Annotated in this window: 1 pseudogene; it reads right to left on the reverse strand. The window is 69.6% G+C overall.

The window, feature by feature from the left end:
* Positions 1 to 500 (reverse strand): annotated as a pseudogene (locus tag HPY23_RS02595) (IS3 family transposase); the annotation flags it as partial.

Raw genomic sequence — 500 nt, forward strand, 5'->3', positions numbered from 1 at the left:
GCACTCGCGGGTGAACTCGTCGATGACGTTCAGCAGGCGGACCTTGCGACCGTCATGCGTGCGCGCCTCGACGAAGTCGTAGGACCAGACGTGGTTGCGGTGCTCGGGCCGCAGCCGGACACAGGAGCCATCCCCGTCCCACAGCCGCTCCACCCGCTTGTCGTTGACCAGCCAGCCCGCCGCCCGCAGCAGGGCGGCGATCTTGCGATAGCCGTAGCGGCCATACCGGCGCGCCAACTCGACCAGGTCGGCCAGCAGCGCCGCCTCGTCGTCTCTCCCCCGCGGCACCTTGCGCTGCGTCGAGCGATGCTGTCCGAGTGCACGACAGGCGCGCCGCTCGGAGACCGTCAGCACGGTCTGGACATGCTCGATGCAGGCGCGCCGGCGCGCGGGGCTCAGAAGTTTCCCCGGGCGGCCTCCTGCAGGATCAGCTTGTCGAGCGTGAGATCCGCGATCGCCTTGCGCAGCCGCTGGTTCTCGGTCTCCAGCTCCTTCATCCG

The organism is Methylobacterium ajmalii (genome assembly GCF_016613415.1).
GTDB classification, from domain to species: domain Bacteria; phylum Pseudomonadota; class Alphaproteobacteria; order Rhizobiales; family Beijerinckiaceae; genus Methylobacterium; species Methylobacterium ajmalii.